Genomic DNA, 18767 nt, shown 5'->3' with positions numbered 1-18767 from the left:
CAATATGCCCACCAAGTTCCAACAAGAAACCCTCAAATCCCGTTTCGCGCAAGCCAAAGTCCTTGTTGTCGGCGATGTGATGCTCGACCGCTATTGGTTTGGCGATGTGTCCCGTATTTCTCCTGAAGCCCCCGTGCCGGTGGCGAAAATTGGACGTATCGACCAACGCGCGGGTGGCGCGGCAAACGTTGCGCGTAATATCGCCTCATTGGGCGGCAAAGCAGGGCTGTTGTCCGTAACCGGCGATGATGAAGCTGCGGATGCACTGGATGCGTTGATGGCGCAAGACAGTGTGTCTTCCTATCTGATGCGCGACAAGCAAATTGCGACTACTGTCAAACTGCGCGTTGTTGCTCGCAACCAGCAGCTTATCCGACTTGATTTTGAAGAGCCGCCGCATCGTGAGGTATTGGAACAAATCAAGCAGCAATACCGCGAAGTGTTGCCTGAATATGATGCCATTATTTTTTCAGATTATGGCAAGGGCGGTCTGTCGCATATTTCCGATATGATCGATTGGGCGAAACAGGCCGGTAAACCTGTTTTAATCGATCCCAAAGGCGACGATTACGAAAAATATGCCGGTGCTACGCTGATTACGCCGAATCGTGCAGAATTGAAAGAAGTGGTAGGCAGTTGGAAAAACGAAAACGATTTGACCGAAAAAGCCCAAAACCTGCGCCGTCATCTTGATTTGAACGCAATTTTGCTGACCCGAAGCGAAGAGGGCATGACCTTGTTCAATGAGGGTGAGCCGATTTATCAGCCTACACGGGCTCAAGAAGTTTATGATGTATCCGGTGCGGGCGATACCGTTATTGCCGGAGTGGGCTTGGGTTTGGCGGCAGGCTATACCATGCCCGAAGCGATGCACCTTGCCAATACGGCAGCAGGCGTTGTCGTGGCAAAACTTGGTACGTCGGTTTGCTCGTTTGCAGAGTTGAATAAGGCATTGGAAGAGCAATAATGATTGTTTCAGACGGCCTTAAAATTCTAAATGCCGTCTGAAAATAAGAATTGGAAAATAATCCAGACAGAAAAGTTTTTATTTTCAGATGGCATGATTACTTCAAGGCCGTCTGAAAAATCAAAATAAAGGAAACTCATTATGACCATTATCGTGACAGGCGCGGCCGGCTTTATCGGCAGCAACATCGTCAAAGCACTTAACCAGCGCGGTATTACCGACATTGTTGCCGTTGACAATTTGAGCAAAGGCGAAAAATTTAAAAACCTTGCCGAGTGTGAAATTGCCCATTATCTCGATAAACACGAATTCATCCGTCAAGTGCGCGGCCATCTTCTGCCTTACGATAATATCGAAGCGGTTTTCCATCAAGGCGCATGTTCCGACACCATGAACCACGACGGCCTTTATATGATGGACAACAACTATCAGTACACGCTCGACCTCTTGGATTGGTGTCAGGACGAACGTATTCCGTTCCTCTACGCTTCCAGCGCCGCCGTGTACGGCAAAGGCGAAATCTTCCGCGAAGAGCGCGAACTGGAAAAACCACTCAATGTGTACGGCTACTCTAAATTCTTGTTTGACCAAGTATTGCGCCGCCGCATGAAAGAAGGCCTGACCGCCCAAGTCGTCGGCTTCCGTTACTTCAATGTTTACGGGCAACAAGAGCAACATAAAGGCCGTATGGCATCCGTCGCCTTCCACCATTTCCACCAATACCGAGAACACGGCTATGTTAACCTGTTTGGCGCCAATGACGGCTACGGCAACGGCGAACAAACTCGCGATTTTGTCAGCGTAGAAGACGTCGCCAAAGTTAACCTTTACTTCTTCGATCATCCCGAGTTTTCAGGCATCTTTAACCTCGGTACAGGCCGCAGCCAACAGTTTAACGAACTCGCCGCCGCCACCGTCAACGCCTGCCGTGCAGCCGAAGGCAAGCCTGAAATGAGTTTGAAAGAGCTGGTTGAAGAAGAACTTATTCGCTATATTCCATTCCCAGATGCACTTAAAGGCAAATATCAGAGCTTCACTCAAGCGGATATTACCAAGCTTCGCGAAGCCGGGTATACAGAAGAATTTTTGGATGTAAAACAAGGCGTCAGCCGTTACGTGAAATGGATGCTGGAGAACTTGGTTTAAGTCCTTATTATTTTGGGAAATCTTAAAATGAGACCTTTGTAAAATTCCTTTTCTTCCCAACAGCCGAAATTCAAACACAAATTTTCGGCTGTTTTCGCCCCTAATTGTTCCTAATTCTACCCAAATACCCTCTTAATCCACCTTGGATACCTGATTAATCAGGCATCCGAGCCACCTTTTAGGCAGCAACAGGCACATTTAGAGCCTGTTAGCCGCTTTCAACAGATTCAAACGCATTGCCTTCAGATGGCTTTGCGCACTCACTTTAATCAGACCGAAATAGGCTGCCCGGGTGTAGCGGGACGGGACTTACGGTGCAGCGTACCGAAGCTTTGTTCGACCACATAACGGGTCTTCGATAGATGTCGGTTACGTTTGGTTTGCGCTTCCGACAGCGGATGTTTACGGTGGGCTTTGTGCATAATGCCATCCTGTAACCGATGCTCTTCCAGATATTGCCAGTTTTCCTCACTGTCATAGTCTGAGGCCTTTGCAGGAGCTTGTCACATTTGACACAAATCAGGCACAAACAAAAAAGACAGCCTTACAAATAAGCTGTCAATTAGAAATTTGGAATCTTAGATTTTCAATAAATTCAGATATTTATTGGTGCCCGGAGCCGGAATCGAACCGGCACGGCCGGTTTAGGGCCGACGGATTTTAAGTCCGTTGTGTCTACCTATTTCACCACCCGGGCATAGACAGTAAATTGAGAAATTGGAGGCGGGGGCGCGGATTTGAACCGGCCTGTATAAGGGTTGCACCCCTTATAGCATAAACACTCTGCCACCCCGCCATGAAAGGGATGGAGGCGAGAGTCGGAATCGAACCGGCGTAGACGGATTTGCAATCCGCTGCATAACCACTTTGCTATCTCGCCAAAACTACGTTTGAGTGTTGTAGTATGAAACTGGAGCGGGAAACGAGTCTCGAACTCGCGACCTCAACCTTGGCAAGGTTGCGCTCTACCAACTGAGCTATTCCCGCATATTCGGATGCATAATTTGATGGAGCGGGAAACGAGTCTCGAACTCGCGACCTCAACCTTGGCAAGGTTGCGCTCTACCAACTGAGCTATTCCCGCATTTGAGTGCATCTGAAATTAAACTGGAGCGGGAAACGAGTCTCGAACTCGCGACCTCAACCTTGGCAAGGTTGCGCTCTACCAACTGAGCTATTCCCGCATATTGAAAAAGAACAATCAACAAGTAATCGGAATGGAGCGGGAAACGAGTCTCGAACTCGCGACCTCAACCTTGGCAAGGTTGCGCTCTACCAACTGAGCTATTCCCGCTCTGATATTTGTTGCTTCGTATATCGAAGAAGACGCAATTATTATGGATTTAATCGCGTGCGTCAAGTGTTTTGTTTTTATTTTTTTAAAAAATTTATTTGAATTCTTTCCATGCCATTTTCAGGTAGTAGCACATTGACCAGATGGTCAATACAGATGCTATAAACATCAATATGTTACCAATGAGATAGAAAGGATCATTATATTTGTCTGTGCCGATAAGCAAAAGGAAGATGGCGATCATTTGGGCAGTGGTTTTGAATTTACCGATAGTGGCCACTGCAACGCTGCCGCGTTTGCCCATTTGTGCCATCCATTCGCGCAAGGCGGAAATGGTAATTTCCCGGCCGATAATAATCATGGCGAAGATGGCGTATGTTCTGCCAAGGCTGACGAGCAGGAGCAGGGCAACTGCGACCATGAGTTTGTCGGCAACGGGGTCGAGGAATGCGCCAAAGTCGGAAGTTTGTTTCCAGCGGCGTGCCAAAAAGCCGTCGAACCAGTCTGTAATAGCGGCAAGTGCAAAGATGACGGCGGCTGTCCAGTTGACGGTTTGTGGTTGAATCCATGTGTTCGGTAAATAGAATAGGATGGTGAACACGGGGATTAATAGGACGCGCATCCAGGTAAGTAAAATAGGTATGTTCCAAGGCATGGTTTGGGATCTTTTGGATGATGTGTCGGGTTGTTCATTATAGCTTATTTGTTCACTCTGCTTTTTGAAGTGTTGTTTTTTTGCCGACAAGTATCTTGGGCATAGATTTTTGTCGTGTGGATTGTGAAGAAAATCTGCTAAGGCCGTCTGAAAAATAGGCTGTTGCGGGGTGTAAATGTTTTTGGGTAGAGAAGTAGCTGCGAAATAGTGGGCAATAAGGTCTGCCTGCTGTTCGATATTTAATTGGTTGATGTGGGGTAAGGGGATGGGGTAGGCGTAAGCTTTGCGTTTTCTGTATCCGCCTTTGAGCATGATGAATATGCCGGAAAGCCAAACTTTGTGACCGCGCTGGTGTTGCCAGACATGTGTCAGCTCATGAATCAGCCAAATTTTGTAGGCTATGCCGGCTTGAGTGAAATCTTCGGGGCAGTGTTTACGCGGAAAGTATATGTTTCCATTGGGTGCAATGGCGGTATTGGCGTTGGGTAGAAGCGGAATGCCGCGATATATTTTGATGCGGTGGAAGTCTATGCTGTCCGCAAAAACTTGTTTTGCCATACGGACTTCGTTTTCGGTCAGTCGGCGCCAATCGGAAAAAATCATATTTGGAAGAGAATATAAGAGGGTATGAAGATTTCAGGCCGTCTGAAAGGTTTCAGACGGCCTGGGTCGGGATTTATTGTTCTGTTGAAGCGGCTTGTTTGCCGTTGTCGAACAATTTGTCCATGGGTGTCAGGTTGACTGCATTGCCTTGGCTGACTATCCATTTGTTTTCAACACGCCATACGCCTGAGGCATCTTCAACGCGTAAGTACCAATGGTTGGTTGGGCGTAAAGGCTTAAAGACTGCTTCGTATTCCATGCGGCCGTTTTGTGGTTCGACTGTTACGGCGCGCAGCTTGACGGTTTGGTCATCGGCTTTGCGCGTCGGGTGCATCAACAACAGGTTTAATGGCTGTTTGGTATCGAATTGTCCGCTGACGAATACTTTGGCGGCGTTCATATCCGGACTGATTAAAACCTGCACCTGAATTTGCCGTTTAACGGCTTCTTCATCGCGGTGAAGTTGGATTTCGATGTGTTTGCCGTCTTTGTAGTAATCGTCAGACACCAAGTCTGTCGTGTGTTCTTTTGCGACGAAGAACATGGAAACGCTGGCGATAACGACGAAGATGGGGCCGGCCATCAGCACCCAGGGCCAAATATGTTTGTACCAAGGTTTGATTTGGGGTTGTGGGGACACCGTTTATTCTCCGATAAAGGTTGCTTTTTCTTCTAAAGTAGTCGGTTTGGAGTCGGCAGAGCCGGTCTCGCGATAGGTAAAGGTAAATTCGATCGGATGGCTGCCTTTGTCGGCATATTCGGGAATGGTAGATACCTGTACCGGGATGGTAACGGTTTCCCGCGGCGCAATTTTAATACCGTTTTCAGGCAGGCCGGTCAGCGCGATTTCATCAAAGCCTTTGACGGTTGCAGTCATCAGTTGTTCGTTTTCACTATTGTTGATAATGCGCAGGTTATAGGCATTTTCCAACCAGCCTTGGCTGTTTTCGCGAACCATGACGCCACGGTCTTTCAGGATATCAACTTCGACCATTTTTCGGGTGGAAATGCCGACCAGGAAGGCGATGATGACCACCAGGAGTACTGCGCCATAACCGGCTACGCGCGGACGTTTCAAGCGTTTTTTGATGTCGCTTTCAGGGTATTCGTGTTCCAACGCGCCTTCGGTCGTATAACGGATCAAGCCGCGCTCGTAGCCCATTTTGTCCATGATTTCGTCACAGGCATCGATACACGCTGCGCAGCCGATACATTGGTATTGCAAACCGTCGCGGATGTCGATACCGACGGGACAGACTTGCACGCACATGGTGCAGTTGATGCAGTCGCCCAAGCCGCTGTCTTCTTTGTTGGCGGTTTTCTTGCGTGCGCCGCGTGGTTCGCCGCGTTCGGCATCGTAAGAAATAATCAGCGTGTCTTTGTCAAACATTGCACTTTGGAAGCGTGCATACGGACACATATGCAGGCACACTTTTTCGCGCATGATGTGGGCGAAGAAGAAAGTCATGAATCCGTAAAACGCTGCGGCAAACATCGCGCCGCCGCCTGCTGCTCCGGCAAACAAATCAGGAACAAACTGGCGGATCGGGACAAACCAGCCTGCAAAAGTGATGCCTGTCCATGCGCAGACAAGGAAAATCAGCAGGTATTTAGTGGCTTTGATGCGAATTTTAGTAAAGTTCCAAGGCGATTTTTCCAGTTTCAGGCGTTTGTTTCTATCGCCTTCGACCAAGTTGTCGATCCACAGCATAATTTCGGTGTAAACCGTTTGCGGGCATGAATAGCCGCACCACAAACGACCGGCAATGGTTGTCCACCAAAACAATCCGAATGCGCAAATCATCAGCAGCAAGGCAAGGTAGATCAAATCGCCCATGCCCAGCGACAGTCCGAAAATGAAGAAATGACGGTCAGGGATATTGAATAAAACCGCCTGACGGCCGCTCCAGTTGAACCATGGAATAACGTAAAATACAAACTGGGTCGCCAATACGGCGGCGATACGCAGTTTGGCAAAGCGTCCTTCCGCCTTTTTGGGATGGATGCGTTCGCCTTCGGGATGGATTTGAATCACGCTGGATTTGGGTTTGGAAGGTTTGGGCGGAGTGGCTTTTGCTGTTTTTTCTGTTGAGGGTGTGGTGTTTTCAGCTTGGTTTTCTGGTGACATTTCAGTGTTCCTTGATGAAGTGCACACAAGCCTGTTGTCATGGTAGTAGTTTGATGTGAATATTTTCAGACGGCCTTTTCGCGTGCATACAAATCATAACATTTGACTCTATTCAAAGCAAAAGAAGGACTTCATCTTAACAATGGATTCCTTGCGGCCGTTTGATGTAGGGCCGTCTGAAAAGGGCAGTATTCAAAGGTTTACGAATCAGTCTGTGTGCAAACTTATAGTGATTTGCTATTTACACGATAAAAATATATAAAGCACTGTTTCAAAACGAAATAACAGTTAATATCATCTATTCATTCCGTTTCGGGTAACCGAGTGGAAACAGGCCGTCTGACAAAGCGAATATCAAAAGCTATCCTTGAAAGCACGGCTGATTCAGGCGATAATCGGTACACCTTTTTTCATATTTCCAATCTTGTCCAAGGAAGGTCAAACCATGTCTCAACTGGCAAACGCAATCCGTTTCCTCTCAGTCGATGCCGTACAGAAAGCCAACTCCGGCCACCCCGGCGCACCTATGGGTATGGCGGAAATGGCGGAAGTGTTGTGGACGAAGTTCCTCAATCATAATCCGGCCAACCCAAAATTCTACAACCGCGACCGTTTTGTCCTCTCCAATGGTCATGCTTCCATGATTCTTTACAGCCTATTGCACCTGACCGGCTACAACGTATCCATCGAAGACTTGAAAAACTTCCGCCAATTGCACAGCAAAACCCCCGGCCACCCCGAATACGGTTACACCGACGGCGTGGAAACCACGACCGGCCCGTTGGGACAAGGTATTGCCAACGCAGTGGGCATGGCTTTGGCCGAAAAAATCTTGGCTGCCGAATTCAATAAAGACGGCTTAAACATCGTTGACCACCACACCTACGTCTTCATGGGCGATGGCTGCATGATGGAAGGCGTGTCGCACGAAGCCTGTTCGCTCGCCGGCACTTTGGGCTTGGGCAAGCTGATTGTTTTATATGATGACAACAATATTTCCATTGACGGTAAAGTGGACGGTTGGTTTACCGAAAACATCCCGCAACGCTTTGAAAGCTACGGCTGGCATGTGATTCCAAATGTAAACGGTCATGACACTGATGCCATTCAGACGGCCATTGAAGCGGCCAAAGCCGAAACCGGCAAACCTTCCCTGATTTGCTGCAAAACCTTAATCGGCAAAGGCAGCGCCAACAAAGAAGGCAGCCACAAAACCCACGGTGCGCCTTTGGGTGCGGACGAGATCGAAGCTACGCGCAAACATTTGGGTTGGGCTTATCCTGCGTTTGAAATTCCTCAAGAAATCTATGCTGCATGGGATGCAAAAGAAAAAGGTGCGAAACTTGAGGCTGAATGGAACGAACTCTTCGCTCAATATCAAGCCAAATATCCCGCCGAAGCCGCAGAATTCGTGCGCCGCATGGATAAAAAACTGCCGGACAACTTCGATGCATACGTTCAAGCCGCATTGAAAGAAGTGTGCGCCAAAGCCGAAACCATCGCCACCCGTAAAGCCAGCCAAAACAGCATCGAAATTCTGGCCAAAGAGCTGCCTGAGTTGATGGGCGGTTCTGCCGACTTGACGCCATCCAATCTGACTGACTGGTCAAATAGCGTCTCCGTTACCCGCGAACACGGCGGCAACTACATCCACTACGGCGTACGCGAGTTCGGCATGGGCGCCATCATGAACGGCCTTGCCTTGCACGGCGGCGTAAAACCCTTCGGTGCGACTTTCCTGATGTTCAGCGAATACGAACGCAACGCCCTGCGCATGGCGGCGCTGATGAAAATCAACCCAGTATTTGTGTTTACCCACGACTCCATCGGTTTGGGTGAAGACGGCCCAACCCACCAACCTGTCGAGCAAACCGCCACCCTGCGCCTGATTCCGAATATGGACGTATGGCGTCCGTGCGATACCGTTGAATCCTTGGTGGCGTGGTCTGAAGCCGTTAAAGCGGCTGATCATCCGTCCAGCTTGATTTTCAGCCGTCAAAACCTGAAATTCCAAGCACGCAACGAACAACAACTGAACGACATCAAACGCGGCGGCTACGTCATCAGCGAAGCCCAAGTCAACGCCCAAGCTGTCATCATTGCCACCGGTTCTGAAGTTGAATTGGCTCTTGAAGCGCAAAAAGTATTGGCAGAACAAGGTGTTGCCGTGCATGTCGTTTCCATGCCATCCACCAACGTATTCGACCGCCAAGATGCTGCCTATAAAGCTGCCGTTCTGCCGGAAGGTTTGCCACGCGTAGCCGTAGAAGCCGGACACGCCGACGGTTGGTATAAATACGTCGGTTTGAACGGCGCAGTAGTCGGTATCAATCGCTTCGGCGAGTCTGCACCTGCTGATTTGCTATTCAAAGAATTCGGCTTTACCGTAGACAATGTGGTTGCTACTGTTAAATCCGTTTTGTAAATCAGATTTTTGATTGAGATAAAAAGGCCGTCTGAAATTTCAGACGGCCTTTTATTTTTCAACTGGTTAAACAGTTTCTGCTTCAGGTTTGACCTTGTTTTTCTTAAACTTCAACACGGCTTCTTCTTTTGCTGCATCCCAGTCTATCCGCACGAAGCCGCCGTCGGCGAGTTTGCCGAACAGGAGTTCGTCGGCGAGCGGTTTGCGGATTTTTTCCTGAATCAGGCGGTTCATCGGGCGTGCACCCATTTGCGGGTCGAAACCTTTTCCCGCCAGATATTTGCGCAATGCCGGCGTGAATTCGGCTTCGACTTTTTTGTCGAGGAGCTGGTGTTCGAGCTGGAGCAGGAATTTGTCCACGACTTTGGCGATGACGGGTTCGGACAAGGGCGCAAACGGGATAATCGCGTCCAAACGGTTGCGGAACTCGGGCGTGAAGAGTTTGTTGATTGCCTGCATTTCGTCGCCACGCTCGCGTTTGGCGGTAAAGCCGAGGCTGGGGCGGCTGAGGCTTTCCGCGCCTGCGTTGGTGGTCATAATCAGGATGACGTTGCGGAAATCGGCACTCTTACCGTTGTTGTCGGTCAGTTTGCCTGCGTCCATGACTTGCAGGAGGACGTTGAAAATGTCGGGATGGGCTTTTTCGATTTCGTCCAAGAGCAACACGCAGTGCGGCTGTTTGTTGACGGCTTCGGTCAAAAGGCCGCCCCGTTCGAAACCGACGTAGCCCGGCGGCGCACCGATAAGGCGCGATACGGCGTGGCGTTCCATGTATTCGGACATATCAAAGCGTTGCAGCGGTACGCCCATCGAGTAGGCAAGCTGTTTGGCGACTTCGGTTTTGCCGACGCCGGTCGGGCCGGAGAAGAGGAAGCTGCCTATCGGTTTGTCCGGCAGGGCAAGGCCGGAGCGCGACATTTTGACGGCGGCAACCAGCGCGTCGATGGCGTTTTCCTGACCGTAAACCATGTTTTTCAAATCGCGGCCGAGGAATTGCAGCACTTGCTTGTCGTCATGCGAGACGGTTTTTTCAGGAATCCGCGCGACTTTGGCGATGACGGTTTCGATTTGCGCTTTGCCTATGACTTTTTTCTGTTTGGATTTGGGCAGAATCCGTTGCGCCGCGCCTGCTTCGTCCATTACGTCAATGGCTTTGTCGGGCAGGAAACGTTCGTTGATGTAACGCGCGGAAAGTTCGGCGGCGGCTTCGAGTGCGCCTTGCGTATAGCGCACTTGGTGGAAATCTTCAAACATCGGTTTCAAGCCGCGCAGGATTTGCACGGTTTCGGCGACGGTGGGTTCGACCACGTCGATTTTTTGGAAGCGGCGGCTTAAGGCGTGGTCTTTGTCGAAAATGGTGCGGTATTCGTCGTAAGTGGTTGCACCAATACAGCGCAGCGAGCCTTTTGCCAGCGCGGGTTTGAGCAGGTTAGATGCGTCCATCGTGCCGCCGCTGGTGCTGCCCGCGCCGATGATGGTGTGGATTTCGTCGATAAATAAAATGGCGTGCGGGATTTTTTCGAGCTGTTTCAAGACGGATTTGACCCGCGCTTCAAAGTCGCCGCGGTATTTCGTGCCCGCCAAAAGCGAACCCATATCCAGCGCGTACACTTCGGCTTCTTTCAGCGCATCGGGAATGTCGCCGTTGACGATTTGATGTGCCAAACCCTCCGCCAGTGCGGTTTTGCCCACGCCGGCCTCGCCGACTAAAAGCGGATTGTTTTTGCGGCGGCGGCACAGGATTTGTACCAGTCGTTCCATTTCATGTTTGCGACCAATCAAAGGATCAATGCGGCCGGCTTTGACTTCAGCGTTGAGGTTGACGGTGTAGTCGGAAAGGGAGCCGGTTTTTGGTTCCGCTTCTTCGCCCTCGCGTCCCAGGCCGTCTGAATCATTGCTGTCTTCGTCATCGGGTGAGCCATGGGCAATGCAACGCAAGACTTCAAAGCGCGTAATAGATTGCAATTTGAGGAAATAAACCGCATGGCTTTCGGATTCGCTCATCATGGCAACCAAAATATCCAAAGGCTCTACTGCGGCTTTGCCGGCAGACTGGGTATGCACCATCGCCCTTTGGATGACGCGTTGAAAGCCCAATGTCGGCTGGGTTTCGACCGTATCCAGAAGATGATCAGGAATTTGCGGCGTATTTTCGGCAACACTGGCGGCCAGCTGCTCGGACAGGACTTTCAAATCCGCACCACACAGTTTCAAGACATTCGGCACAGCCGCATCTTCTTCTATCAGCACCAAAAGCAGGTGTTCCAAGCTGATAAACTCATAACGCGCGTTGCGTGCTTCACGGTAGAGCAATTGCAGGATGTGTTCCAATTCGGGTGAAAGCATGGTTTAAACCTCTTCGACTATACATTTGAGCGGATGCCCTTCAGCTTTGGCGCGTTCCATGACCTGATGCTGCTTGGTTTGCGCAATATCGCGCGTGTAGGTGCCGCACAGGCCTTTGCCTTCGTGGTGCACCAGCAACATGACGGCCACGGCCTGTTCTTGTGCAAGCATAAAGACTTCGGTCAGGATTTCGACGACAAATTCCATAGTGGTGTAATCGTCGTTCAATAAAAATACGCCGTAACGTTTCGGCGGCTGTGTGTTGATATCGCTGAGCAGGGTATCGGATTGGTGGTCGGTATTCGGATGGTTCATAAGCTTAGATTTCAGTTTTCAGACGGCCTGTTTTAGAGTGCAAACCGTTTTCTGTTGTATTTCAGCCAATTTTTTCTATTTTCCCACTTTTTTGAAAACATAGCTTGACGTTTTGTCTTAACAAATGTAAAAAGACGGTTAAGCAGAAGTTGGCACTCGACCGCGTAATAAAAACGGGGGAGAAACGCTGAACGTTTTAGTTTGCTGTATGCCTTATTTTGCTGATTTTGTTAATTTTTAAGTATAGGAAGTTTCTAATGGCAACCGGTATCGTAAAATGGTTTAACGACGCTAAAGGTTTTGGTTTCATCACTCCTGACGAAGGCGGCGAAGATTTGTTCGCTCACTTCTCAGCGATCAACATGGAAGGTTTCAAAACCCTGAAAGAAGGCCAACGCGTGTCTTTCGACGTAACCACCGGCCCTAAAGGCAAACAAGCTGCTAACATTCAAGCTGCTTAATCAAATGCGCGGCGTAAGCCGTAAAATCATGGCGGGGTTTCCCGCCATTTTTTATGGGCGTTCGAGTTAAAAATTATGAATCCAAATTCATCTTATCAAAATGCTTTAAACCAGTTGGACGAGCTCATCCGTCATTTTCGCAGCGAAGGCGAGGTCAGCTGCGCCGTTGCCGAGCGTGAAGACCAAATTTTGATCCGCCTTGCCGATTTGAAACTGGATTTACGCCCTGAAGATGAAAAAGCCATTGCCGATATAGACCGCTTTTACCGCCGCCATGTTTTAAGCGAATAAACGTTTCAAAACCGTTTGCCGTTTTATTTTTTAAGCATGCCTGATAAAATAGGCCGTCTGAAAAGTTTGTAAAGAATCAGCACAATGAGTATTGCCAATAATAAAAAAGCCTTTCACGATTTCTTTATCGAAGACCAAATCGAAGCCGGTATAGTATTGGAGGGATGGGAGGTCAAAGCCATCCGCGCTGCACGCGTGCAATTAAAAGAAAGCTATATCTACTGGAAAAAAGACGCATTCTATTTGGTGGGCTGCCATATTACCGCATTGCCCACTGCCTCGACACACGTCAAACCCGACCCTGTCCGTCCGCGTAAGTTATTGTTGAAACAATCGGAAATCAACAAGTTAATCGGCAAAACCGAACGTGCCGGTTATACGATTGTGCCCTTAAACCTGCATTACACCCGCGGTAGAATCAAAGTGGAAATCGGTTTGGCCAAGGGTAAGAAACAGCATGACAAACGCCAAAGCCTGAAAGAAGCGGATTGGAAGCGTGAGAAACAGCGTTTGATGAAAAACGTACGTTGATTTTTTCAGACGGCCTTTGTATAAAGGCCGTCTGAATATTTATTGTTTGAACATTTTAAAAGGAAAACAGATGAAAACCATGATTTTAGCTGCGGCTTCAGCCGTATTGTTGCTGGGCGCGTGTTCCACTACGGAACAAAGAGTATTGAAACCTGAAGAGCTGACCAGCATCAAACATGTCTGCATCATTCAAAACGCAAAAGTAAGACCGCATGATTTGGATCGTGCTTTGTCCAAAGCTTTGGCAAAACGCGGCATTGGCAGCACGATTGTAACCGCGGATAACCGCGGCAAACTGTATGATTCTTCTTGCCCGTATAACCTGCGTTACAAAACCAAAGGCAATAACGAAATCTTGCGTAAAGGCGTATTTGTGTTGCGAAGCACCAAGTACGCGGTTTCTACGGTCAGCTACTCTTTGAACGATGAGAACCACTTCCGAACCAATCCTGATTTGGTGAAACAGGCCGAAGGCGTTGTCGCCAAATTGTTGGAAAAAAACAGCAAATAAAAGCCAGAATAAAAAACCGGCTTGCCGTGATATGGAGAATATCGGGCAAGCCGGTTTTATTTTCAGACGGCCTTAAATGGATTTGATTTTTTCCCAAAGGGTTTTGACCGTACCTTGATAGTAGGTTTCAGAAGTGCAATAGACTGTTTCTAAAGCACATTGTCCTTGAGAGCCGTATTTTTTGATACACTGGTTCAAGGCAATTTGATGCACGGTTTTGAAACGTGGGGAGGTAATGGCCACCACGTTTTGAGCAGTTAATTTGCCCATGGCTTTAGGGTAGGCAACCGCGATGCAGGTGTTGTGCAGAGGGACGACCGTTTTGCAGCCTGTTGCTTGGCCAGCGCCGATACCGGCTAAGGCATCTTGGCCTTTGCAGAATGTTTCGAGTTCTGCCGTCGCATCCAGTTGGGTGGCATTTTCTTTCGTGGTTTTGATTTGCAGCGCTTCATTGCTGTCGGCTGGGTTTTGCCACATGGCCAAGTAGCCGTAAGTATCGGCAGCCAGAGCGGCAGGATTCAGTGCGCAAAGGATAAGTGTCATTAGTGTTTTTTTCATGTTCGTTCCCTGTTTGTTGGGTATTTGTCGTTATTATAAAGCAAAAGTACTTATTTGATATAAATTTGCTTTTAAAATGAATATTTGAGTGTGGCAGATAGATTATAGGCCGTCTGAAATTTCAGACGGCCTGTTGATGATATTTTAAAGAATAGGGCGTAGTTTAGAGGCTTATACGCCGTGACGGTCAAGCCAACGTTCGGCATCAAGCGCGGCTTGGCAGCCGGAAGCTGCGCTGGTGATGGCCTGACGGTAGGTATGGTCTTTGACGTCGCCTGCCGCCCATACGCCTTCGATATTGGTTGCGCCGACATTGTCACCGGTACCGCCTTTGGTTTTCAGGTAGCCGGTTTCATCCATATCGAGTTGGCCTTTGAAGATGTCGGTGTTGGGTTTGTGGCCGATGGCGATGAAAACGCCTTTTACAGCGATTTCTTCAGTGCTTCCATCATTGTGTTTCAGGCGTGCACCGGTAACGCCGCTTTCGTCGCCCAAGATTTCATCGATCGAGCTGTTGAGCTTGAGGATGATTTTACCTTCTTCAACGCGTTGCATGAGTTTGTCCACCATGATTTTCTCGGCGCGGAAGCTGTCGCGGCGGTGAATCAGGGTAACGGTGTTGGCGATATTGGCAAGGTAGAGGGCTTCTTCTACAGCGGTATTGCCACCACCGACTACAGCAACATCTTGTTTTTTATAGAAGAAACCATCACAAGTTGCGCAGGCGGAAACGCCTTTGCCGGCAAAAGCTTCTTCGCTTGGCAAGCCTAAATATTTGGCGGATGCGCCGGTGGCAACGATGAGCGCATCGCAGGTGTATTCGCCCATATCGCCTTTGAGGGTAAACGGACGGTTTTGCAAATCGACGGTGTGGATTTGGTCGAAAATCATTTCAGTGCCGAAGCGTTCGGCATGAGCTTGGAAACGGGCCATCAGTTCCGGACCTTGTACGCCTTCTGCGTCGGCAGGCCAGTTGTCCACTTCTGTGGTGGTCATCAATTGTCCGCCTTGCTCAACGCCGGTAATGATTACAGGGTTAAGGTTGGCGCGGGCGGCATAGACGGCGGCAGTATAGCCGGCAGGGCCGGAGCCGAGGATGATGAGTTTGTGATGGTTGCTCATGATGGTTTCCTTGCTGATAAATGATTGAATTTTGTCGTGTCTACGCTTTCAGACGGCCTAAATTCTACTTGAATCTGCCGCCGTCTGAAATATGTTTGTCGTTTGGGTTTAGTGGCTGTCTTTCCATTGATAGTATTTGGAACCGAGGTAAGAGCCGAGTTTGCGCAGGAATGGTTGGGTAATAATGTTGCTGTGGCGCAGTTGCTCGAAAGGTTTCAGACGGCCGTCATCACCCATGATGGCTTCGGCAATTGCCAAACCGGCAATGCCGGTAATTGCCATGCCGTGTCCGGAGTAGCCTTGTGCAAAGAAAACGGTAGGGGCGAGGCGGCCGAAATGTGGGGCGAGGTTGCGCGTAATGTCGCATTCGCCGCCCCAAGAATGCTCGATTCTGACATCGGCAAGTTGTGGAAAAACTTTCAGCATGTCTTGGCGGACGAGTTCGGTCATGCGGTCTGGATCGTCGATAAATTCGTTGTCTTTGCCGCCGAAGAGAAGGCGGCCGTCGGCACTGAGGCGGTAGTAGTCGAGGACGTGGCGGTTGTCGCAGATGGCCATATTGTTGCGGATCAGGTCTTTGGCACATTCGCCCAGAGGCTCGGTGGCGATGATAAAGGTGCTGACGGCAATGGCTTTTTGTTCCAATACTTTGAATTTTGGGTGTAAACCGGCATAAGTATTGACAGCATAAACGAGGTTTTTGCACTCAACGCTGCCATTGGGTGTATGAACCAACCAGCCGTTATCGCATGGCTCGATACGTGTCATGGGGGACTGCTCAAAAAGTTGTGCACCTGCATCGGCTGCCGCTTTGGCAATGCCTAGGGTGTAATTGAGCGGGTGCAAGTGGCCGGATAAAGGATCAAATTGCGCGCCTTGATACATATCGCTGGCTAGTTGTTGCTTCAGCGTGGCTTTATCCCAAAGCTGGTAATGGCTTGCGCCATAATGTTTTTGGGCGTGTTCGTGCCATTGTTGCAATTCTTCCCAATGCTGAGGACGGACGGCGACGGTCGCGTAGCCGCGTTGCCAATCGCATTGGATATTGTGTTTTTGAATGCGCGAGTCAACCAGTTCAACGGCTTGCAGGGATTGCTGCCAGAACCATTGGGCCTGTTCTAAGCCGACTTGTTTCTCGATTTCTTCCATGCCGCAGGCAAAATCGCTGATGACTTGTCCGCCGCTTCGGCCTGATGCGCCGAAACCGATACGTGCGGCTTCAAGTACGATGACTTCATGGCCGTTTTCGGCAAGCGGTAGGGCGGTGCATAAACCGGTCAAGCCGCCGCCGATAACGCAGGTTTCAGTTTTCAGACGGCCTTCCAGCGTCGGATAAGACGGATGGGGATTAGCCGTGCTGACATAGTAGGAAGGAAGGTATTCTTTGAAGCTGGGATTGATCATGATTTGGGCTTTAGGTTTGTTTTCACTTCATTGAAAATAGGTTTTCAGACGGCCTAGAATATGGGCTTAAGTTTAGGCCGTCTGAAAGGATAAAATGCGGTTAATAAAACAGGCTGTTCCGACACTTTATCGGACAGCCTGTCTGCATATTAGGCGGCTTTCTCGGCTGCCAATTTTTCTTGGCGGTAGGCTTCGGCAGCCTCGCGTTCCCGTTTGGTTGCCTGACGCATCATCCAGTAGTTGACGACAATCACCAGCGTACCGATGATACCGATCAGGATGGTTGCCAAAACGTTCATCTGAGGGTCAAGGCCAAGTTTGATTTTGGAGAAAATCACTTGTGGCAATGTCGATGAACCCGGGCCTGACAGGAAGGAGGTAATCACCAAGTCGTCCAAAGACAGGGTAATGCCCAAGAGGAAGCCGGAAGCAATCGCAGGGGCAATCAACGGCAGGGTAATCACGAAGAAAATCTTCAGCGGACGGGCACCCAAGTCCATAGCGGCTTCTTCCAAGGATTGATCCAATTCCACCAAGCGCGAGCGGATGACGACGGTAATGTACGCCATGCAAAGCGTGGTGTGGCCGAGGAAGATGGTGAAGAAACCGCGATCGAAGTAGAGCGATTGCAGCAATTCACTGCCTTGCAGGAACATTTGCACCTGAATAATCAGCAGCAGCATGGACAAACCGGTAATCACATCAGGCATCACCATAGGCGCGGAAATCATACCGGCAAACAGGGTGCTGCCGCGGAAGCGTTTAATCCGTGCCATGGCGTAGCCTGCCAATGTGCCGAGTGCCACGGCGGCAAGCGAGGAAACGATGGCGATACGCAATGACAGCCAGGCCGCTTCCAAGATGGTGTCGTTTTCCATCAATGCGCCGTACCATTTGGTCGAGAAACCGCCCCAAACGGTAACCAGCTTGGATTCATTGAAAGAATAGATGACCAAAACCACCAGCGGAATATAGAGGAATGCCAGCGAGAGCAGGAGCATCAGTTTCAAGAACCAGGATAATTTGGTTTTCTGCATTATTTGCCTCCTTCTTCCAATTCGCGGTTTTCATAGTGTTGGAACAGGGCAATCGGTACAACCAGTAGGGCAACCATGACGACGGCGACGGCAGAAGCCAGCGGCCAGTTGTTTTGGTCGAAGAATGCCTGCCACAATACTTTACCGATCATCAGGTTTTCAGAACCGCCCACCAATTCAGGAATCACAAATTCACCGACGGCCGGAACGAAGACCAACATAGAGCCTGCGATGATGCCGGTTTTGGACAAAGGCAGGGTAATGGTAAAGAACGATTTGATCGGACCTGCGCCCAAGTCAGAAGCGGCTTCGAGCAGACGGTTGTCCAGTTTTACCAATTGTGTGTACAGCGGCAAAATCATAAACGGCAAATAAGCGTAAACCATCACCAAATTCAGCGAAAAAGCATTATAGAACAAGTCTAAAGGCTCGCTGATGATTCCGTATTTGATTAAGAAATTGTTGATGATGCCGTTGTGTCCCAATAAGCCCATCCATGCGTAAACACGCAACAGGAAAGAGGTCCAGAAAGGCAGCATGATTGCCAACAGCAGGCCGTTGCGCGCAGCCGGATTCGCGCGTGAAATGGCATAAGCGGTGGGATAACCGATCAACAGGCAGATGATGGTCGTCGTCAGCGCCGTCTTAATCGAAGACCAGTAGGTCATCAGATAGATATTGCTGTTTTCACTGTCACCAAACGGATTGAGCGTATTCCAAAAGTTTTGGAAAATGTCGGCGTAGTTCTGATAGCTGATGGCAATGTTCAGACGGCCTAAGTCTTCATCAATCGTTGTCAGCGGCGTAAATGGCGGAATGGCAATTTCTTGTTCGGCAAAGCTGATTTTCAATACGATGGCGAACGGAATCAGAAACAGAATCAAAAGCCAAATATACGGTACGGCAATCACTGCACGCTGGCCGGGGCGGCGGAACAGTTTGTTTTTCAGTTTTTTAAGGTTCATTGCATTTC

At 49.4% G+C, this 18767-nt stretch carries 17 protein-coding genes, 7 tRNA genes and 1 pseudogene; 7 read left to right on the top strand and 18 right to left on the bottom strand.

Features of this window, described 5'->3' with window-relative positions:
• The first annotated feature begins 4 nt into the window (after nucleotides 1–4).
• A complete protein-coding gene (rfaE1, locus tag RRV97_RS05080) occupies nucleotides 5–967 on the top strand; it encodes a D-glycero-beta-D-manno-heptose-7-phosphate kinase (RefSeq protein ID WP_315612153.1) in 963 nt (320 codons plus the stop codon).
• Nucleotides 968–1108: 141 nt separating this feature from the next.
• Nucleotides 1109–2113 carry an ADP-glyceromanno-heptose 6-epimerase gene (gene rfaD, locus RRV97_RS05075; protein WP_315612152.1) on the top strand — a complete coding sequence of 335 codons (1005 nt, stop codon included), beginning with the start codon at nucleotides 1109–1111 and terminating at the stop codon, nucleotides 2111–2113.
• 198 nt (nucleotides 2114–2311) lie between these two features.
• On the opposite strand, the pseudogene RRV97_RS05070 reads toward rfaD, so the two are convergent.
• The 11 genes and pseudogenes from RRV97_RS05070 to ccoG all read right to left on the bottom strand — a co-directional run.
• Nucleotides 2312–2592: pseudogene (locus RRV97_RS05070) on the bottom strand (transposase); the annotation flags it as partial.
• A 128-nt stretch (nucleotides 2593–2720) separates the two neighbouring features.
• Nucleotides 2721–2810, bottom strand: a tRNA-Leu gene (locus tag RRV97_RS05065).
• A 21-nt stretch (nucleotides 2811–2831) separates the two neighbouring features.
• Nucleotides 2832–2909 (bottom strand) — tRNA-Cys (locus RRV97_RS05060).
• A gap of 10 nt (nucleotides 2910–2919) precedes the next feature.
• Nucleotides 2920–2993, bottom strand: a tRNA-Cys gene (locus tag RRV97_RS05055).
• Between the two features lie 31 nt (nucleotides 2994–3024).
• Nucleotides 3025–3100, bottom strand: a tRNA-Gly gene (locus RRV97_RS05050).
• Nucleotides 3101–3121: 21 nt separating this feature from the next.
• Nucleotides 3122–3197: transfer RNA gene (locus RRV97_RS05045), tRNA-Gly, on the bottom strand.
• A 24-nt stretch (nucleotides 3198–3221) separates the two neighbouring features.
• Nucleotides 3222–3297 (bottom strand) — tRNA-Gly (locus RRV97_RS05040).
• Nucleotides 3298–3331: 34 nt separating this feature from the next.
• Nucleotides 3332–3407: transfer RNA gene (locus RRV97_RS05035), tRNA-Gly, on the bottom strand.
• Between the two features lie 94 nt (nucleotides 3408–3501).
• The gene (gene pgsA, locus RRV97_RS05030) at nucleotides 3502–4062 is read right to left on the bottom strand and encodes a CDP-diacylglycerol--glycerol-3-phosphate 3-phosphatidyltransferase (protein ID WP_315612234.1); all 561 of its coding nucleotides are present in this window, start codon (nucleotides 4060–4062) and stop codon (nucleotides 3502–3504) included.
• A gap of 676 nt (nucleotides 4063–4738) precedes the next feature.
• Nucleotides 4739–5248: a FixH family protein gene (locus RRV97_RS05025; protein WP_315612233.1), complete on the bottom strand. Its 510-nt coding sequence runs from the start codon at nucleotides 5246–5248 to the stop codon at nucleotides 4739–4741.
• A gap of 60 nt (nucleotides 5249–5308) precedes the next feature.
• The gene (gene ccoG, locus RRV97_RS05020) at nucleotides 5309–6793 is read right to left on the bottom strand and encodes a cytochrome c oxidase accessory protein CcoG (RefSeq protein ID WP_049348432.1); all 1485 of its coding nucleotides are present in this window, start codon (nucleotides 6791–6793) and stop codon (nucleotides 5309–5311) included.
• A gap of 445 nt (nucleotides 6794–7238) precedes the next feature.
• On the opposite strand from ccoG, the gene tkt reads away from it, so the two are divergent.
• A complete protein-coding gene (tkt, locus tag RRV97_RS05015; protein ID WP_315612151.1) occupies nucleotides 7239–9218 on the top strand; it encodes a transketolase in 1980 nt (659 codons plus the stop codon).
• A 66-nt stretch (nucleotides 9219–9284) separates the two neighbouring features.
• Here the strand turns inward: tkt and clpA are convergent, their stop codons facing one another.
• Both clpA and clpS read right to left on the bottom strand, forming a co-directional pair.
• Nucleotides 9285–11564, bottom strand: coding sequence for an ATP-dependent Clp protease ATP-binding subunit ClpA (clpA, locus tag RRV97_RS05010; RefSeq protein ID WP_315612150.1), 2280 nt, complete (start codon nucleotides 11562–11564; stop codon nucleotides 9285–9287).
• A 3-nt stretch (nucleotides 11565–11567) separates the two neighbouring features.
• The gene (gene clpS, locus RRV97_RS05005) at nucleotides 11568–11879 is read right to left on the bottom strand and encodes an ATP-dependent Clp protease adapter ClpS (RefSeq protein WP_003679561.1); all 312 of its coding nucleotides are present in this window, start codon (nucleotides 11877–11879) and stop codon (nucleotides 11568–11570) included.
• Nucleotides 11880–12136: 257 nt separating this feature from the next.
• Here clpS and RRV97_RS05000 point away from each other — a divergent pair, with 257 nt between their 5' ends.
• The 4 genes from RRV97_RS05000 to RRV97_RS04985 all read left to right on the top strand — a co-directional run bounded on the left by RRV97_RS05000 (nucleotide 12137) and on the right by RRV97_RS04985 (nucleotide 13673).
• Nucleotides 12137–12340 carry a cold-shock protein gene (locus RRV97_RS05000; RefSeq protein WP_002217533.1) on the top strand — a complete coding sequence of 68 codons (204 nt, stop codon included), beginning with the start codon at nucleotides 12137–12139 and terminating at the stop codon, nucleotides 12338–12340.
• A 75-nt stretch (nucleotides 12341–12415) separates the two neighbouring features.
• On the top strand, nucleotides 12416–12631 hold the full coding sequence (locus RRV97_RS04995) for a hypothetical protein (protein WP_003746135.1): 216 nt from the start codon (nucleotides 12416–12418) through the stop codon (nucleotides 12629–12631).
• 84 nt (nucleotides 12632–12715) lie between these two features.
• A complete protein-coding gene (gene smpB / locus RRV97_RS04990) occupies nucleotides 12716–13162 on the top strand; it encodes an SsrA-binding protein SmpB (RefSeq protein WP_003679566.1) in 447 nt (148 codons plus the stop codon).
• 70 nt (nucleotides 13163–13232) lie between these two features.
• Nucleotides 13233–13673, top strand: a complete 441-nt coding sequence (locus RRV97_RS04985; protein ID WP_003682952.1) for a hypothetical protein — start codon at nucleotides 13233–13235, stop codon at nucleotides 13671–13673.
• Nucleotides 13674–13745: 72 nt separating this feature from the next.
• Here the strand turns inward: RRV97_RS04985 and RRV97_RS04980 are convergent, their stop codons facing one another.
• The 5 genes from RRV97_RS04980 to RRV97_RS04960 all read right to left on the bottom strand — a co-directional run bounded on the left by RRV97_RS04980 (nucleotide 13746) and on the right by RRV97_RS04960 (nucleotide 18759).
• Nucleotides 13746–14231: a DUF4189 domain-containing protein gene (locus RRV97_RS04980; protein WP_315612149.1), complete on the bottom strand. Its 486-nt coding sequence runs from the start codon at nucleotides 14229–14231 to the stop codon at nucleotides 13746–13748.
• Nucleotides 14232–14402: 171 nt separating this feature from the next.
• A complete protein-coding gene (gene trxB / locus RRV97_RS04975) occupies nucleotides 14403–15353 on the bottom strand; it encodes a thioredoxin-disulfide reductase (RefSeq protein WP_311457819.1) in 951 nt (316 codons plus the stop codon).
• A 108-nt stretch (nucleotides 15354–15461) separates the two neighbouring features.
• Nucleotides 15462–16757 (bottom strand): FAD-binding oxidoreductase, encoded by a 1296-nt coding sequence (locus RRV97_RS04970; RefSeq protein WP_315612148.1) that lies wholly within the window; start codon nucleotides 16755–16757, stop codon nucleotides 15462–15464.
• Between the two features lie 149 nt (nucleotides 16758–16906).
• Entirely contained in the window at nucleotides 16907–17794 is an 888-nt protein-coding gene (locus RRV97_RS04965) for an ABC transporter permease subunit (RefSeq protein ID WP_003679574.1), read from the bottom strand.
• Complete coding sequence (locus RRV97_RS04960) at nucleotides 17794–18759, bottom strand: ABC transporter permease subunit (protein WP_003746146.1); 966 nt, start codon at nucleotides 18757–18759, stop codon at nucleotides 17794–17796. Before RRV97_RS04960 ends, RRV97_RS04965 begins: the two co-directional genes overlap by 1 nt.
• Nucleotides 18760–18767 lie beyond the last annotated feature (8 nt).

It is taken from the genome of Neisseria sp. DTU_2021_1001991_1_SI_NGA_ILE_055 (assembly GCF_032342915.1).
In the GTDB taxonomy this organism is placed as follows: Bacteria; Pseudomonadota; Gammaproteobacteria; order Burkholderiales; family Neisseriaceae; genus Neisseria.
Note: the sequence above shows the minus strand (reverse complement) of the source record. Positions and strands in the feature narration are given on the sequence as shown.

What these genes read in the sequence shown, in the direction of transcription:
- pgsA (WP_315612234.1), bottom strand. Translation starts at nt 4,062, where the DNA reads ATGCCTTGGAACATACCTATTTTACTTACCTGGATGCGCGTCCTATTA.
- clpS (WP_003679561.1), bottom strand. Translation starts at nt 11,879, where the DNA reads ATGAACCATCCGAATACCGACCACCAATCCGATACCCTGCTCAGCGAT.
- ccoG (WP_049348432.1), bottom strand. Translation starts at nt 6,793, where the DNA reads ATGTCACCAGAAAACCAAGCTGAAAACACCACACCCTCAACAGAAAAA.
- RRV97_RS05000 (WP_002217533.1), top strand. Translation starts at nt 12,137, where the DNA reads ATGGCAACCGGTATCGTAAAATGGTTTAACGACGCTAAAGGTTTTGGT.
- RRV97_RS04965 (WP_003679574.1), bottom strand. Translation starts at nt 17,794, where the DNA reads ATGCAGAAAACCAAATTATCCTGGTTCTTGAAACTGATGCTCCTGCTC.
- rfaE1 (WP_315612153.1), top strand. Translation starts at nt 5, where the DNA reads ATGCCCACCAAGTTCCAACAAGAAACCCTCAAATCCCGTTTCGCGCAA.
- RRV97_RS04970 (WP_315612148.1), bottom strand. Translation starts at nt 16,757, where the DNA reads ATGATCAATCCCAGCTTCAAAGAATACCTTCCTTCCTACTATGTCAGC.
- smpB (WP_003679566.1), top strand. Translation starts at nt 12,716, where the DNA reads ATGAGTATTGCCAATAATAAAAAAGCCTTTCACGATTTCTTTATCGAA.
- rfaD (WP_315612152.1), top strand. Translation starts at nt 1,109, where the DNA reads ATGACCATTATCGTGACAGGCGCGGCCGGCTTTATCGGCAGCAACATC.
- RRV97_RS04995 (WP_003746135.1), top strand. Translation starts at nt 12,416, where the DNA reads ATGAATCCAAATTCATCTTATCAAAATGCTTTAAACCAGTTGGACGAG.
- RRV97_RS04960 (WP_003746146.1), bottom strand. Translation starts at nt 18,759, where the DNA reads ATGAACCTTAAAAAACTGAAAAACAAACTGTTCCGCCGCCCCGGCCAG.
- tkt (WP_315612151.1), top strand. Translation starts at nt 7,239, where the DNA reads ATGTCTCAACTGGCAAACGCAATCCGTTTCCTCTCAGTCGATGCCGTA.
- trxB (WP_311457819.1), bottom strand. Translation starts at nt 15,353, where the DNA reads ATGAGCAACCATCACAAACTCATCATCCTCGGCTCCGGCCCTGCCGGC.
- RRV97_RS04985 (WP_003682952.1), top strand. Translation starts at nt 13,233, where the DNA reads ATGAAAACCATGATTTTAGCTGCGGCTTCAGCCGTATTGTTGCTGGGC.
- RRV97_RS05025 (WP_315612233.1), bottom strand. Translation starts at nt 5,248, where the DNA reads ATGGCCGGCCCCATCTTCGTCGTTATCGCCAGCGTTTCCATGTTCTTC.
- RRV97_RS04980 (WP_315612149.1), bottom strand. Translation starts at nt 14,231, where the DNA reads ATGAAAAAAACACTAATGACACTTATCCTTTGCGCACTGAATCCTGCC.
- clpA (WP_315612150.1), bottom strand. Translation starts at nt 11,564, where the DNA reads ATGCTTTCACCCGAATTGGAACACATCCTGCAATTGCTCTACCGTGAA.